The organism is Finegoldia dalianensis, assembly GCF_046255015.1.
Lineage (GTDB): Bacteria > Bacillota > Clostridia > Tissierellales > Peptoniphilaceae > Finegoldia > Finegoldia magna.
Map to the genome: position 1 here is coordinate 147,967 of NZ_JBDLBQ010000006.1, position 14,381 is coordinate 162,347.

The following is a 14,381-nucleotide window of genomic DNA, read 5'->3' on the forward strand; positions in this document are numbered from 1 at the left end:
TATGGAAATTGTAGATGCAAGAGGACAAGTGTGTCCAAGACCAATTATTATGACAAAAAATGTATTTGATGAATTAGAAGAAGGTACAGTTAAGACACAAGTTGACGACATGTACTGTGTTGAAAATTTACAAAAATACGCAAATGGTCAAGGTTTCGAATTCAGTTATGTAGAAACAGATTATGGCTTTGAAACTACTATTGTAAAAGAAAAGGGAGCAGAAAAGAAGGTTGAAGAAACTAACGGTAATTTAGTTTTAGCATTCTCAAGCGATAAAATGGGTGATGGAGATGAAAAATTAGGCAAATCACTTATTAAATCATACATTTATTCTGTAGCAGAAGCTGACGAAGTACCAAGTACATTATTATTCTTCAACTACGGAATTCATTTGACAACTGAAGGCTCAGAAGTTATCGACGATTTAAAGAGAATCGAAGAAAAGGGTGCTAAGATTATGACTTGTGGCGCTTGTTTGGACTTCTACGATAGAAAAGAAAAACTTTTGATCGGCGAAGTTACTAACATGTATGTAATTTACGATACTTTATCAAAAGCAGACAGAAATGTAATTATAAGATAATGGAAAAAATATTACTAACTTTTACATCAGTTAATTTTACAATGATGACAGAAAGTAAACTTGTGAGTATGGGATACGATATTAAAACTATCCCTACTCCAAGGGAAATTTCTGAAAGTTGTGGATTAGCTATTATGTTGGATCCAGATAAAAAAGATGAGATGATTGCATTGAAAAAAGAACTTCCAATCGCTAAGATATGGTCGTATCTTAAAGTAGATGGAGTAATTTTTGTAAATGAGGTAAAAGAATAATTCATGTTATTTAATATTGAAAAGTTCAACCAAATATTTTATAATTCTGCTGGTCAACTAAATTTGTTGGCCAAGATTTTATTATCCCTGCTAATTATCGTGCTTACGCAAATCGTCGTAAGCATTTTAACTAAAAGCTTCGATAAGTTATTAATGAAAAAGGGAAAATCTGTTGAAGGCAGACAAATCACAGTTACTAAATTGTTGAACAATACCATCAAATATATAATTTATTTTTTCTGTGTAGTCCATGTACTAGATTTGTTTGGAGTAAAAACAGATAAGATATTGGCTACTGCTGGTATTGGTGGGGTTGCAATTGGTTTTGGTGCACAATTTATTATAAGAGATGTAATCAGTGGTCTCGCATTAATTCTTGAAAATCAATTCAAAGTCACAGACCATGTGATTATTAATGGAATTGAAGGTAACGTTCAAGAATTGGGACTTAGAGTTACAAAAATAAGAGGATTTGACGGAGCTATTCATTTGATTAGTAACGGTCAAATCAACACTGTGAGTAATTTATCCAAAGAAAACCAAAGAATAGAAGTTAAAATGGAAGTTCCAGTCAAATACAGTTTGGATCAATATACTGAAATCATAGATGAAATTTCTAATGAATTGATAGATGAGTATTCAGATATTGTAAAAAAACCAGAACTAATAGGCGTTACAAAAATGGATAAAAACTCCATGACTATTACGATTTGGGGTAGTTGTAAACCAGAATCTCAATACTTGTATCAAAGAGAAATCATCAAAAAATTCATAGAAAAAGCCAAATCAAAATCAATGGATTTGAATTGTTATTTTGTAGCAGGTGATGAAGATGAAATATAAAGTAAATGATATTGTAACACTAAAAAAAGGTCACCCATGTGGTGAAAATAAATGGGAGATTTTAAGAACTGGAGCAGATATTAAATTAAAATGCTTGGGTTGCGATAAAATAGTGTGGCTTACTAGGTTAGAATTTAATAAAAGAATCAGAAAAATTCAAGATAAAAATGGCAAATTTGTATCCATAGTTCATTATGAACCAGAAGATGGCGAATAAAAAACGATAGGAGAATTATGAATTACGTTGTAATACCAGCGTACAAACCAGATGAAAAACTAACAAAATTGGTGGAAAATTTAAACAAAAACCACCTCAATATAATTGTGGTTAAAGACGGTCCGTGCGAATATGATTTTTCAAAACTTAATAATATAGTTCTTCTTGAGCATCAAACAAATATGGGAAAAGGGGCTGCACTTAAAACTGCATTCAAATATTTGAAAGCACAACAAGCGTCAGGGACTGTGGTTACAAGTGATGCAGATGGACAACACTTGGTTGAAGATATTCTGAAATTAATAGATTGCTCTGAGAAAAACAAGGATAAGTTGATACTGGGAGTTAGAGATTTGAAAAGAGGAATACCTCTTAAATCTCTCCTTGGCAATACAATCACAAGATTTGTATTTTATTCTAGTTCATCGAAATACATCAAGGACACGCAAACGGGACTCAGAGCTTTTAATACATCTCAACTTGATAAAATGATAAGAATCGAAGGCGAAAGATACGAATATGAAATGAATATGCTTTACGAATTTGATTCTGAAAGCATAATGCAAGTTCCTATCGAAACTATTTATATAGAAAATAATGAAACAAGTCATTTTAATGCACTAAAAGATTCAGTCAAAATCTACAAAAGCATACTGAAATTTTCTGCGTCAAGTTATTTGAGTTTTTTGGTGGATTATTTTACTTTTTTATTGTTAGTTTACAAATTAGACGTACAAAGTTTGGTGCTGTCCAATATAATAGCAAGGGCAGTGTCAAGCACGTTTAACTTTTATGTGAATAACAAATACGTATTCAAAAATAAAGATAAAATCCTAAAAAAATACATCAAATACGTGACGTTAGTAGTGTTCATACTAGCTTTGAATACTATTGTGTTGAAAATTTTGTCAGGTTTAGGAATTAAAGTTTTTGTGGCAAAAATCATAACTGAAGCTTTGATGTTCATTGTAAGCTACAACATTCAAAAAAGAATAATATTCAAATAGCACTTTTAATAGAAAAAATTATAGAATTTTTAATAGAAGTGCTTTTTTAGTGCAAATCTTTAAAATTTTGTAGATTTTTGTGCATTAGGTTTGTTGTATAATAATTTTGAAAGGAGATTATTATGAAAAAAATTGGATATTTGTTATTTGCGATTATCATTTCTTTATTGATGGTAAGTTGTGCGCAAAGTGACAAATCAAGAGTGTCTGATGAACTTAACTTAAAATTAGTTGAAGCAAATCAAATCATGAAATACGATGATCATGGAGCAATGGGAGATGGAACAAGATTTATAACGTTTGAATTTGACAGCAACGATACATTGAATCAGATAAAATCGGATAGTAACTGGAAGAAATTTCCGTTGGATAAAACAACGAAAACTTTGATGTATGGAGATGAAAAAACATCATCTTATGTGACGGATAATAATTCCAGATCGCTTTTTCCAAAAATTTCTGAAGGTTATTATATGTTAATTGACAGACAAGAAGACAAGAGTCAAAATATTTTAAAACGTTCATCTTTAAATTTTACACTTGCAGTATATGATACAAAAACTAATACTTTGTTTTTTGCAGAAATTGATACTTAAAATTGAACATATAATAAGAAACAGCAAACCTACTTAGGGCTACTATAAGAGAGTGATAAAATTGATTGTACAAATAGGAATTGACAGGATTGATGAGATAGTATATTTTGAGAATTTGTGTTTTTCATCTGATGCTTGGTCAAGAGAACAAATAATTGATGTTTTAAATGATAAAAGAACGATTTACCTTTGTTATGAAGAAAATGGAAATATAATTGGATTAATATGCCTTTATAATTGGTGTTCTGAGAAGGATTTTCTTAAAATATTTAGCATTGCAACTCATCCTGAACACAGAAATCAAGGAATAGCACATGAATTGTTAAAAGAATCAATTAAAATAGCTTCAAGCAATGAGCTCAAAAGAATAAAAGCTGAGACTAGAAAATCTAATTTTAAAATGCAAAAAGTTTTTGATGATATGAACTTTAAAAAAACGGATATGGTTGAAAATTATTACGAAGAACCTGACGAAGATGCTTTAATTTATGAATTTCATTTATAAAGAATAAAAGATTTACATCTTTATTTGAAAATAAAAAAATAGCAAACCTACTTAGGGACAATCCTCACGTAAATGGTTTGCTATTTTTTATTTATTTCAATAGTTTTTCGAATGCAATTCTTTCATCTGTTTTTCTTATATAAACTATGCCACATTTTTGAAATCCATTTTTCTCAATAAATCTTAGCATGGATTTGTTGTCTTTGTGAGTGTCCACTCTAATTGAATCGTAGTTTAGTTCTTTTAATTTATCTTCAAAGAAATCCAATAAATTTTTGGCTACATTTTGCGATTTGTAGTCTGGATTTACTGCTATTCTATGAATTACTCCGTATTTTCCATCAGATAGCCATTTTCCATCAATGTATTTATAATCTGCATCTCCATCCAAGACCAACACAGCCATTCCTATAACTTTTCCATCGATGTCTGCTACGTATAATCTATTTTCTTTCAAATCAGTTAAAAAATCATCTTCATTGGGATAATTTTCGCTCCATTGATTTATTTTGTTTTCTTTCATATATATTTTGGCTTTTTCTATTATTACCATTATATCAATTAAATCAGTTTTATTTGCGTGTCTAATAATCATTTCTCACCTCATTTTATATAAAATTTTAACATATTTCAAAAAGTATTTTAATATTAAAAAAATTTCGATATTTTTGTGTTAATTTTTATTGTAAATGTGTTATAATTTTATGTGGAAATCAGTTAAGGAGGCAACATATTGAAACCAAATATTTACTCTGAGATTGATAAGTTAAAATCTGTAATAGTTCACAGACCGGGAGAAGAATTAAACAATTTGACTCCTGATTTTATGGAAGAGTTATTGTTTGACGAACTTCCTTACTTGGAAAATGCTATCAGAGAACATGATTTTTTCTGTGAAACTATGCGTAATGAAGGTATTGAAGTATTATACCTAGAAGATTTGGCTGCAGAATCTATTAAACAAGATGACGTTAGAAAACAATTTATTGAAGACTTCCTAGAAGAATCGGGAAATAAATCCGCAGATGAAATCAATTTACTAAGAGATTTACTTACAAATATTTCAGATGAGAAAGAATTGATACTTAAAACTATGGCAGGAGTTAGATTAGATGAAATCGGTATTAACGACGAAAGCGGAAGACTTTTAGCTGTTAATCCAATGCCTAACTTGTATTTCACAAGAGATCCATTTTCTTTTGTAGGAAATTGTGTAAGTATCAACAGAATGTGGTCAGAAACTAGAAATAGGGAAACGCTTTATGCAAAATACATTTTCACTTATAATTCTAGATTCAACGATATTGAAAAGATCTACGATAGAACAGAAGACACTTCTATCGAAGGCGGAGATATTTTAATTTTGAACAGCGAATGTGTAGCTGTTGGTATTTCTCAAAGAACACAAAAAGAAAGTGTGGACAAATTCGCTAAGAATTTATTAGAAAAATCAGATTTTAAATTTGTTTTATCTTTCAAAATTCCTAACAAAAGAGAATTTATGCACTTGGACACTGTGTTTACAATGATTGATAAGGGAATTTTTACGGTTCATCCACTAATCGAAGGACCATTGTATGTTGAAAAGTTGTATCTTGAAGATAATACTTTACAAAGAGAAGTTCAAAAAGGTTCATTAGAAGAAATTTTATCTACAAATTTACACGTTGATAATGTAAAGATTATAAGATGCGGTGGAACAAACCCAATCGATCAAATGCGTGAACAATGGAATGACGGTTCAAACACTTTAGCCATAGCGCCAAATACTGTTATTGTTTACGACAGAAACAATGTTACAAACAGCTTGCTACAAGAAGCTGATGTAAATATAAGAACAATAAAATCAGGCGAATTATCTAGAGGACGTGGGGGTCCAAGATGTATGAGTATGCCATTTGAAAGGGAGATGTAATCATGTTAAAAGGAAGAGATTTTTTAACTTTAAAAGATTTCACTAAAGAAGAAATCGAACATTTACTAAATGTAAGTGCTGCATTAAAAGAAAAGAAAAGAATGGGTATTGTAGGAGAAACTTTAAAAGGCAAAAACATTGTTTTGTTATTTGAAAAAACTTCTACTAGAACAAGATGTTCATTTGAAACTGCTTGTTATGATGAAGGCGGTAATGTAACATTCTTAGGTATGAATGATAGCCAATTCGGTAAGAAAGAATCTGTAAGAGACTCTGCTTTAGTATTATCAAGATTCTACGATGGTATCGAATTTAGAGGATTTGACCATGCAACTGTAGAAGAATTAGCAAAATATTCTTCAGTTCCAGTTTGGAATGGTTTAACTGATATTTATCATCCAACACAAATCTTAGCAGACTTTTTAACTGTAAAAGAAAACATCCACAAAAACTTAGACCAAGTTAAATTCGTTTATGTTGGTGATGGTAGAAACAACATGGCAAACTCTTTAATGATAGGAGCTGCTAAATTAGGTATGGAATTTGTAAATCTTGCACCAAAAGAATTACATCCATCAAACGAAATGATGAACTCTATCCAAGAAATTGCCAAAGAATCTGGTGCTAAAATCACAGTTACAGATGATTTCAATAGCCTAAAAGGTGCAGATGTAATCTACACTGACGTTTGGGTATCAATGGGTGAAGAAGATCAATTCGAAGAAAGAATCAACTTACTTAAAGATTACCAAGTAGATATGAAGAAAATCGAAATGACTGAAAATCCTAACGTAATCTTCTTACACTGCTTACCATCTTTCCACAACTTAGAAACTAAAGTTGGTCGTGAAATCCACGAAAAATTTGGCTTGTCAGAAATGGAAGTAACTGATGAAGTATTCTACAGCAAATATTCAAAAGTATTTGATGAAGCTGAAAACAGAATGCACACTATCAAAGCAGTTATGGTAGAAACAATCGGCAATAAATAAATTTTAGATTTTTGAGAGATAGCTTTTGGTTATCTCTCATTTTTTATTGTAAATATTGCAAAATTCACAAATTTTTGATAAAATATCTTGTCATCGTCAATAGTTACGATTTGTCAAAAAACGTATATTATAACGAATTTTTGATATTATATAAGTAATGATACGAATGAGAGGTGAAATATGAAAAGTTTTTACAATAGAATATTAGATTACACTACAGATCAAAAATTTATTCTGTTGACCGCTATTGCAATGTTTATGCCGTTTTATATTGGTATCGGCGTTTTGATAGTGGATATGTTTTATTTTGTTTATCAAAATAAATTCAAGGAAATTTTTGACAAGACTAATCTGTCTGTGTTTGGATTGATCTTCACTGTTTATTCGTTAGTAGTGAGCATTGTGTTCAACAATACTTATGGAATACTTGCGACAGTCGGAATGTTTGTGCTTTTCGTATTTGTGCTCTTTATCAGGAAAAATATGACAGAACAATTTATGGAAGATTGTATGATAATTATAATGTTGTTTGCATCGTTTTGTTTTTTGATAACATTGACTCAGTATTCGATAATTTTGAAGAACAATTCATTCAACTACGCACAATTTATGAAATACATCAGTGAGAATAGAACTACTGTTGGAACATTCTTTTTCAATGCAAATTATTATGCTATGGTTTGTTCTTTGGTTGGGATAATCAGTGCGTACAAATATTTTTCGACAGAATCATTTGAAAGATTATTTTCTTTTGTGGTTGGGATTTTAAGCGTTTTAACTTTATTAATCACAGATTCAAGAGGAGCGATGTTTGCTAGTTTCATAGCGGTGTTTGCTCTTACAATTATGATGAAAAAAAGAAAGTATACTATTGCGATTATTTCTTTATTTGCATTGGGTTTTGTTGGAATTGTTGCCGCTGGAAGAATGGATTTGATTCCAAGAATAGACAAAATTGGTTTTGATATGGGACTTAGAAAATCTATTTGGATTAGTGCTATTGAAGCTTTCAAGAAGAATTTTGTAATAGGAGTTGGGCCACTAGGAATACACAATATTTACGCTACAATAAGAAATCGTGCAATTGTCCACTCACACAATTTGTATTTGGATATTTTGGTTAATTTTGGATTGATAGGAGCAGGATTGTTGGTTCCAATTATCTGTCAATTGTTCAAAGAAATCAAAAGCCTGTATTCAAAAAAATACACCAAAATGATTATAGCAATGATAATCATGGTTATGATTCACAGTATGGTGGATGTTACAATATTTTGGACACAAACTTCGTTCATATTTTTAACATTTGTGGTAGGAGTTGGTGAATTATCAACTGTTCCAGTTACAGAATTAAGTTTGTTTAAGAATAAGAAATCTTTTAATACAAAAAATATTTACGAAAAATAAAATAAAAACTTCAAGATAGTTGGTAAAATTTGCCAACTATCTTTTTTACTTTAAAAAAAACTCAATATCAATTATAATAGTAAATAAGGAGGATTTTGAATGAGTTTTAAATTTTGTTCGTTATCTAGCGGTTCAAGTGGAAATAGCGAATATATAGAGACAGAACACTCCAAAATATTAATCGATGCAGGTTTTAGTGGTAAAACTATTGAAAACCTACTTAAATATATAAATGTAGACCCAAGTAAATTAGATGCAATCTTTGTGACTCATGAACACGCAGACCACATTAAAGGAATTGGCGTGTTGAGCAGAAGATACGATTTGCCAATTATCGCAAATACTGAAACTTGGTATGCAATGGATAGCAAGATTGGAAAGATAAATGATAAGAATATTTATATCTTCGAAAATAATAGACATATTAATTTCAAAGATTTGGATGTTTTACCGATTAAAACTAGTCACGATAGCGCAAATAGTTGTGGTTATGTGATTAGCAAGGACGACAAGAAAATTTCTTTAGTTACTGATACTGGAATTATCGAAGATAGCGTGTATGAAGAAATTAAAGATTCGAATCTTTTTTTTATTGAAGCAAATCATGATGTTGATATGCTAAAGTACGGGAGTTATCCTCCAGCATTAAAACAAAGAATATTGTCAGATCACGGACATTTGTCCAATGATTCGTGTGCGTACTTATTGGGAGATATTCTAAGAGGAAATCACGAAGTTATTCAATTAGCGCATTTGAGTAAGGAGAATAATACTCCAAGAAAAGCACTAAGTACTGTTGAAGATTATTTGAGGAGTTTGGGACTTGATGTTGGAGAAGCTGTGAGTTTAGAAGTAGCTGAAAGATATAGCCCTAGTAACATAGTAGATTTAGAAAAAATGGAGATATATGCAAAGAACTGTACAAGAAGTTGAAAGAGCAATTATAAAAAAATATAGAAAACACATTTGGTCGAAGTTTATAAAGGCCATAAAAGAATATGATTTGATTCAAGATGGAGACAAAATAGCCGTGTGTATGAGTGGTGGCAAGGATAGTTTGCTTCTTGCGAAATTATTTCAAGAACTTCAAAAACACGGAATGAATAATTTTGACCTTGAATTTATAGCGATGAATCCAGGTTATAGCGAAGAAAACACTAGACTTGAAAAAGAAAATTTTGAGAAACTTAACATTCCTTATCACATGTATGATACTGATGTATTTAGTGTTAGCGAGAAGATTTCATCGAACAATCCGTGCTACATGTGTGCGAGAATGAGAAGAGGTGCGCTTTATTCCAAAGCAAAAGAGCTTGGGTGCAATAAAATGGCGTTGGGACATCATTTTGATGATGTGATTGAAACAATTTTATTGAATGTTTTGTGTTCTGGAAATTATAAAACTATGATGCCAAAGCTTCACTCTAATAACTTTGAAGGGATTGAACTTATCAGACCAATGTATTTAATTAGAGAAGAATCTGTAAAAAGTTGGTTGAATTACTCAGGGTTAAAAGCCTTAGATTGTGCTTGTTCTGTAACTAAGAAAACAGAAGGATCTATGAGAAAACAAATCAAACTATTGATTGAAGAATTGTCGGATAGAGGATTTACTAATGTAGAAAATTCAATATTTAAATCCAGTGAAAATGTTGATGTATCCAGAATTCTTGGGTATGAGTATAATGGAGAAAAGTATAACTTTTTAGATACTTACGGTGAAAATGATTTATAATTGTTAATTTATAGGAGGAAATATGGGAACAGAACCAATTAAAATCCAAGAAAATTTATATTACTTGGGTGTAAATGACAGACAAACAGAATATTTTGAAAACATGTGGCCATTGCCTTATGGAGTAGCTTACAATTCTTACTTACTTACAGGCGAAAAAACTTGCTTGATGGACACTGTAAAAGTCAGCAAAAGTGATGAATTTGTCGATAATGTTAAAGCTATTTTAAAAGATAGAAAATTAGATTATTTGGTAATTCATCACATAGAACCAGATCATTCAGGTTCAATTCCGCAAATTTTAGACCTTTATCCAGATTTAAAAATCGTTGGAAATAAGAAAACAAGATCAATGTTAAATGATTATTTTGAAATTGATTCTGACCATTTTATCGAAGTTGGAGAAGGTGATGAATTAGATTTAGGAGATAGAAAATTAACATTCTATTTAACAGCTATGGTTCACTGGCCAGAATCAATGGTTAGTTACGATGCTGAAAATAAAATTTTATTCTCACAAGATATTTTTGGGGGATTCGGAACTAATGATGGGGCAATATTTGATGATGAATTAGATTACGAAGTTAGAAGAACAGAATTTAGAAGATATTACACAAATATCGTTGGAAAATACTCACAAATGGCTGTACGTGCTATTAACAAACTATCTTCTTTGGAAATCGAAACAATATGTCCTGTTCATGGTTGTATTTGGAGAAAACAACCTTCAAAAATCGTTGAAGATTATACAAAATGGGCAACTTATGAAGTAAATGAAGGAGTTGTAATAGCTTATGCATCAATGTATGGCAACACTGAATTGATGGCAGACCAATTGGCTAGATACTTAGCAGCTGAAGGTGTTAGAAACATTGAAGTATTTGATGTAAGTAAAACTCATGAATCATATATAATTTCTAATTGCTGGGAAAAGAAATCATTAGTATTAGGTTCTTGCACATACAACAACACTGTATATCCTGTGATGAGCAATTTATTGAACGTATTGAAAATGCAAAAATTGAAAAATCATGTAGTTTCTGTATTTGGATCTTATGGATGGAGCGGTGGCGCTGTAAAAAATCTAAAAGAATTTGTTGAAGAAGGAAAATTCGAAACAACAGAAACTGTTGTAGAAGCAAAAGGTCGCATGAAAGATGAAGACGATCAAGGTCTAAGACAAATGGCAAAAGAAATCGCAGCGAAAATTAAATAATAAACTTCAGAGCCAATCATTAATTTGATTGGTTCTATTTTTTTATTTGAAAATGTGTTAAATTAATAATAATTATCAAAAAATAAAAAAAAGCGTTTTTTAGTGTTATTATTGAATAAAGTTGGGTATAAATAGCTTAGTGGTTATTAGGATAATAGCTAATAAATAAATTTGGAGGTAATGATTATGGCTACAGATGTAGAAATTGCTCAAAAAGCGAAATTAGAAAAAATCAGTGTTATCGCTGAAAAAATGGGATTAACAGAAGAAGATTACGAACAATATGGTAGATATAAGGCAAAATTAGATTTAAATCTTTTTGAAAAAAACAAAGACAAAAAAGATGGTAAATTAATTTTGATGACAAGTATTAACCCAACTCCAACAGGAGAAGGTAAAACAACTATGAATGTTGGTTTGGCAATGGGACTTAACAAAATAGGCAAAAATGCTATTTCAGTTTTAAGAGAACCATCTTTAGGACCAAACTTTGGTATGAAAGGTGGAGCAGCTGGTGGTGGATATGCACAAGTAGTACCAATGGATGAAATCAACATGCACTTCACAGGTGACTTCCACGCAATCACTACTGCAAACAACTTAATTTGCGCAATGATGGATAACCACATTCACCAAGGTAATGCGTTAAACATCGATCCAAAGCAAATCTTAATTAAGAGATGTATGGATATGAACGAACGTGAATTAAGAGATATAATCATTGGTGTTGGAACTAAGGGTAATGGAGTTATGCGTCAAGATGGTTTCGAAATAACTGTCGCAAGTGAAATCATGGCTATTTTATGTCTTGCAAAAGATTTGAAAGACTTAAAAGAAAGAGTTGGAAACATTCTTATAGCTTTTGATAAAGAAGGTAAACCAGTTTACGCAAAAGACGTTAAAGCTGATGGTGCTGTAGCATTAATCATGAAAGAAGCTATCAAGCCAAACTTAGTTCAAACATTAGAACACACTCCAGCAATTATTCATGGTGGACCATTCGCCAACATTGCACACGGATGTAACTCTGTAATAGCTACAAAATTAGGATTAAAGCTTGGAGATTATGTTGTTACAGAAGCAGGTTTCGGTGCTGACTTAGGAGCAGAAAAATTCTTCGATATCAAATGTAGAAACGACTTACATCCAAACATGGTATGTATCGTAGCTACTATCAAAGCTTTAAAACATCACGGGGAAGCAGAAGATTACAAAGTTGAAAATGTAGAAGCTTTGGAAAAAGGATATGCTAACCTTAAACGTCACATTGAAAACATGAAGAAATACAAAGTTCCAGTAGTAGTGGCAATCAACAGATTCGCAAATGATACTGATGCTGAAATTAAGAAATTAACTGAATTGGTTGAAGCAGACGGAACAAGAGCTATTTTCTGTGATGTATGGGCAGAAGGTGGCGAAGGCGCAAAAGAATTAGCAGAATACGTTGTTGAAAATACAAAAGAAGAAAACGAATTTGAATTCTTATATGACCTTGAATTACCAATCAAAGAAAAAATCGAAAAAATTGCAAAAGAAATCTACAGAGCTGACGGCGTAGAATTTAGTGCAAAAGCTAAGAAGAAATTAAAACAAATCAAAGAATTAGGATTAGACAATTATCCAGTATGTATGGCTAAGACTCAATACTCATTCTCTGATAATAAAAAATTAATCGGAGCTCCAACTGGATTTACAATTACAGTAAGTGATTTCAAAATCTCAAGAGGTGCTGGATTTGTTGTTGCACTATTAGGTTCTGTAATGACAATGCCAGGTTTACCAAAGGTACCTTCAGCAGAAAAATGCGATGTTTTAGATGACGGTACAGTAGTAGGATTATTCTAGAAAAAATCAAAGCCTGAATTTGTGTAAATTTATTATGATTTATAAAAATTTTCTATAAATTCAGGCTTATTTATTATCAGAATTAATAAATTTTGTTACAAATACTAATAACTTTTATGGTACAATAGTTATGAAAAGGATTATAAGTAAAAGGAGATGCTTATGAGTACAAAAAAAACTCCTCTATATGAGGAACACAAAAAATTAGGTGGAAAAGTTGTTGACTTCGCTGGTTTTTATTTACCAGTTGATTATGAAGGATTGCAACAAGAACACGAAGCAGTAAGAAACAACGTTGGTTTATTTGATGTAAGCCACATGGGTGAATTTACTGTTAAAGGCAAAGACGCTTTAAAATTCATCAACTATGTCTGCACTAATGATTACACTAAATGTGCTGATGGTCAAATCCAATATTCTTTATTATTACATGAAGATGGTGGAATGGTTGATGACTTATTAGTTTACAAAAACAACGATGAAGACTTTTTAATGGTTCCTAACGCAGCCAACACTGAAAAAGACTTTAAACATATCTCTAAATATGTAGATAAGTTCGATGTTGAACTAAAAAACATCAGTGACTCTGTTGCAGAAATCGCTATTCAAGGTCCTAAGGCTGAAGAATTATTACAAAGATTAGTTGAATTTGATCTTTCAAAAATTGAATACTATCATTTTGTAAAAGACATTAAATACAAAGAATATGATGTATTAATTTCTAGAACTGGTTATACTGGTGAAGATGGATTCGAAGTTTATGCAACTGCAGAAGCAATTGTAGACTTATGGAATGAATTATTAGAAAAAGGAAAAGACTTAGGTGTTAAACCATGTGGTCTTGGATGTAGAGATACATTGAGATTTGAAGCAGCAATGCCTTTATATGGAAATGAACTTGCAGATGAAGTATCTCCATTAGAAGTTGGATTGAAATTTGCAGTTAAAATGGACAAAGACGACTTCGTTGGTAAAGCTAAAACTCAAGAAAAAGTTGATGCTGGAATCGACAAGAAACTTATTGGTATCGAAATGCAAAGCAAACGTATTGCAAGACAAGGTGCTGAAGTTCAAAAGGATGGTAAAACTATCGGTAAAGTAACTACAGGATACCTTTCACCAACATTGGGCGTATGTTTAGCAAACGCATTTGTAGATAAATCAGCTGTAGCATTAGGTGATGAAGTTGATGTTATTATCAGAAATAAACCAGCTAAAGCAACAGTTGTTAAAAGAAAATTTTTGGATAGAAAATAGGGGGAAAAG

At 31.1% G+C, this 14,381-nt stretch carries 16 protein-coding genes; 15 read left to right on the forward strand and 1 reads right to left on the reverse strand.

Annotation, left to right across the window (positions count from 1 at the left end; genetic code table 11):
- The first annotated feature begins 1 nt into the window (after position 1).
- The 7 genes from yedF (at position 2) to ABDJ34_RS07645 (ending at position 4,005) form a co-directional block, all read left to right on the forward strand.
- On the forward strand, positions 2-583 hold the full coding sequence (yedF, locus tag ABDJ34_RS07615; RefSeq protein WP_094205400.1) for a sulfurtransferase-like selenium metabolism protein YedF: 582 nt from the start codon (positions 2-4) through the stop codon (positions 581-583).
- On the forward strand, positions 583-837 hold the full coding sequence (locus ABDJ34_RS07620) for a DUF3343 domain-containing protein (protein ID WP_002835422.1): 255 nt from the start codon (positions 583-585) through the stop codon (positions 835-837). The genes yedF and ABDJ34_RS07620 overlap by 1 nt, the downstream gene beginning before the upstream one ends.
- A gap of 3 nt (positions 838-840) precedes the next feature.
- Complete coding sequence (locus ABDJ34_RS07625) at positions 841-1,680, forward strand: mechanosensitive ion channel family protein (RefSeq protein ID WP_412701928.1); 840 nt, start codon at positions 841-843, stop codon at positions 1,678-1,680.
- Positions 1,670-1,897, forward strand: a complete 228-nt coding sequence (locus ABDJ34_RS07630) for a DUF951 domain-containing protein (protein ID WP_392433915.1) — start codon at positions 1,670-1,672, stop codon at positions 1,895-1,897. Before ABDJ34_RS07625 ends, ABDJ34_RS07630 begins: the two co-directional genes overlap by 11 nt.
- 17 nt (positions 1,898-1,914) lie before the next feature.
- Complete coding sequence (locus tag ABDJ34_RS07635; protein WP_412701929.1) at positions 1,915-2,904, forward strand: GtrA family protein; 990 nt, start codon at positions 1,915-1,917, stop codon at positions 2,902-2,904.
- A 122-nt stretch (positions 2,905-3,026) separates the two neighbouring features.
- Positions 3,027-3,500 (forward strand): hypothetical protein, encoded by a 474-nt coding sequence (locus ABDJ34_RS07640; protein ID WP_412701930.1) that lies wholly within the window; start codon positions 3,027-3,029, stop codon positions 3,498-3,500.
- Positions 3,501-3,552: 52 nt separating this feature from the next.
- Positions 3,553-4,005: a GNAT family N-acetyltransferase gene (locus ABDJ34_RS07645; RefSeq protein WP_412701931.1), complete on the forward strand. Its 453-nt coding sequence runs from the start codon at positions 3,553-3,555 to the stop codon at positions 4,003-4,005.
- A 91-nt stretch (positions 4,006-4,096) separates the two neighbouring features.
- Here the strand turns inward: ABDJ34_RS07645 and ABDJ34_RS07650 are convergent, their stop codons facing one another.
- Positions 4,097-4,600, reverse strand: a complete 504-nt coding sequence (locus ABDJ34_RS07650) for a GNAT family N-acetyltransferase (protein ID WP_412701932.1) — start codon at positions 4,598-4,600, stop codon at positions 4,097-4,099.
- Positions 4,601-4,738: 138 nt separating this feature from the next.
- Between ABDJ34_RS07650 and ABDJ34_RS07655 the strand changes: the two genes are divergently transcribed.
- From ABDJ34_RS07655 to gcvT, 8 genes are all read left to right on the forward strand, one after another.
- Entirely contained in the window at positions 4,739-5,920 is a 1,182-nt protein-coding gene (locus ABDJ34_RS07655; protein ID WP_094203393.1) for an arginine deiminase, read from the forward strand.
- Between the two features lie 2 nt (positions 5,921-5,922).
- Positions 5,923-6,912 (forward strand): ornithine carbamoyltransferase, encoded by a 990-nt coding sequence (gene argF, locus ABDJ34_RS07660; RefSeq protein WP_094223285.1) that lies wholly within the window; start codon positions 5,923-5,925, stop codon positions 6,910-6,912.
- A 180-nt stretch (positions 6,913-7,092) separates the two neighbouring features.
- Entirely contained in the window at positions 7,093-8,319 is a 1,227-nt protein-coding gene (locus ABDJ34_RS07665) for an O-antigen ligase family protein (protein ID WP_412701933.1), read from the forward strand.
- Between the two features lie 99 nt (positions 8,320-8,418).
- A complete protein-coding gene (locus tag ABDJ34_RS07670; RefSeq protein WP_412701934.1) occupies positions 8,419-9,252 on the forward strand; it encodes an MBL fold metallo-hydrolase in 834 nt (277 codons plus the stop codon).
- Positions 9,227-10,054 (forward strand): tRNA 2-thiocytidine biosynthesis TtcA family protein, encoded by an 828-nt coding sequence (locus ABDJ34_RS07675; RefSeq protein ID WP_412701935.1) that lies wholly within the window; start codon positions 9,227-9,229, stop codon positions 10,052-10,054. Before ABDJ34_RS07670 ends, ABDJ34_RS07675 begins: the two co-directional genes overlap by 26 nt.
- Before the next feature lie 22 nt (positions 10,055-10,076).
- Positions 10,077-11,270, forward strand: coding sequence for an FprA family A-type flavoprotein (locus ABDJ34_RS07680; protein WP_412701936.1), 1,194 nt, complete (start codon positions 10,077-10,079; stop codon positions 11,268-11,270).
- Positions 11,271-11,450: 180 nt separating this feature from the next.
- Entirely contained in the window at positions 11,451-13,115 is a 1,665-nt protein-coding gene (locus ABDJ34_RS07685; protein WP_316523881.1) for a formate--tetrahydrofolate ligase, read from the forward strand.
- Between the two features lie 156 nt (positions 13,116-13,271).
- Positions 13,272-14,372: a glycine cleavage system aminomethyltransferase GcvT gene (gcvT, locus tag ABDJ34_RS07690; RefSeq protein ID WP_094209537.1), complete on the forward strand. Its 1,101-nt coding sequence runs from the start codon at positions 13,272-13,274 to the stop codon at positions 14,370-14,372.
- Positions 14,373-14,381: the final 9 nt, after the last annotated feature.

Bases quoted from the DNA above. Each gene is read 5' to 3' on its own strand.
- ABDJ34_RS07670 (WP_412701934.1), top strand. From the start codon at position 8,419: ATGAGTTTTAAATTTTGTTCGTTATCTAGCGGTTCAAGTGGAAATAGC.
- ABDJ34_RS07630 (WP_392433915.1), top strand. From the start codon at position 1,670: ATGAAATATAAAGTAAATGATATTGTAACACTAAAAAAAGGTCACCCA.
- ABDJ34_RS07685 (WP_316523881.1), top strand. From the start codon at position 11,451: ATGATTATGGCTACAGATGTAGAAATTGCTCAAAAAGCGAAATTAGAA.
- ABDJ34_RS07665 (WP_412701933.1), top strand. From the start codon at position 7,093: ATGAAAAGTTTTTACAATAGAATATTAGATTACACTACAGATCAAAAA.
- gcvT (WP_094209537.1), top strand. From the start codon at position 13,272: ATGCTTATGAGTACAAAAAAAACTCCTCTATATGAGGAACACAAAAAA.
- ABDJ34_RS07635 (WP_412701929.1), top strand. From the start codon at position 1,915: ATGAATTACGTTGTAATACCAGCGTACAAACCAGATGAAAAACTAACA.
- ABDJ34_RS07675 (WP_412701935.1), top strand. From the start codon at position 9,227: ATGCAAAGAACTGTACAAGAAGTTGAAAGAGCAATTATAAAAAAATAT.
- argF (WP_094223285.1), top strand. From the start codon at position 5,923: ATGTTAAAAGGAAGAGATTTTTTAACTTTAAAAGATTTCACTAAAGAA.
- ABDJ34_RS07625 (WP_412701928.1), top strand. From the start codon at position 841: ATGTTATTTAATATTGAAAAGTTCAACCAAATATTTTATAATTCTGCT.
- yedF (WP_094205400.1), top strand. From the start codon at position 2: ATGGAAATTGTAGATGCAAGAGGACAAGTGTGTCCAAGACCAATTATT.
- ABDJ34_RS07680 (WP_412701936.1), top strand. From the start codon at position 10,077: ATGGGAACAGAACCAATTAAAATCCAAGAAAATTTATATTACTTGGGT.
- ABDJ34_RS07640 (WP_412701930.1), top strand. From the start codon at position 3,027: ATGAAAAAAATTGGATATTTGTTATTTGCGATTATCATTTCTTTATTG.
- ABDJ34_RS07650 (WP_412701932.1), bottom strand. From the start codon at position 4,600: ATGATTATTAGACACGCAAATAAAACTGATTTAATTGATATAATGGTA.
- ABDJ34_RS07620 (WP_002835422.1), top strand. From the start codon at position 583: ATGGAAAAAATATTACTAACTTTTACATCAGTTAATTTTACAATGATG.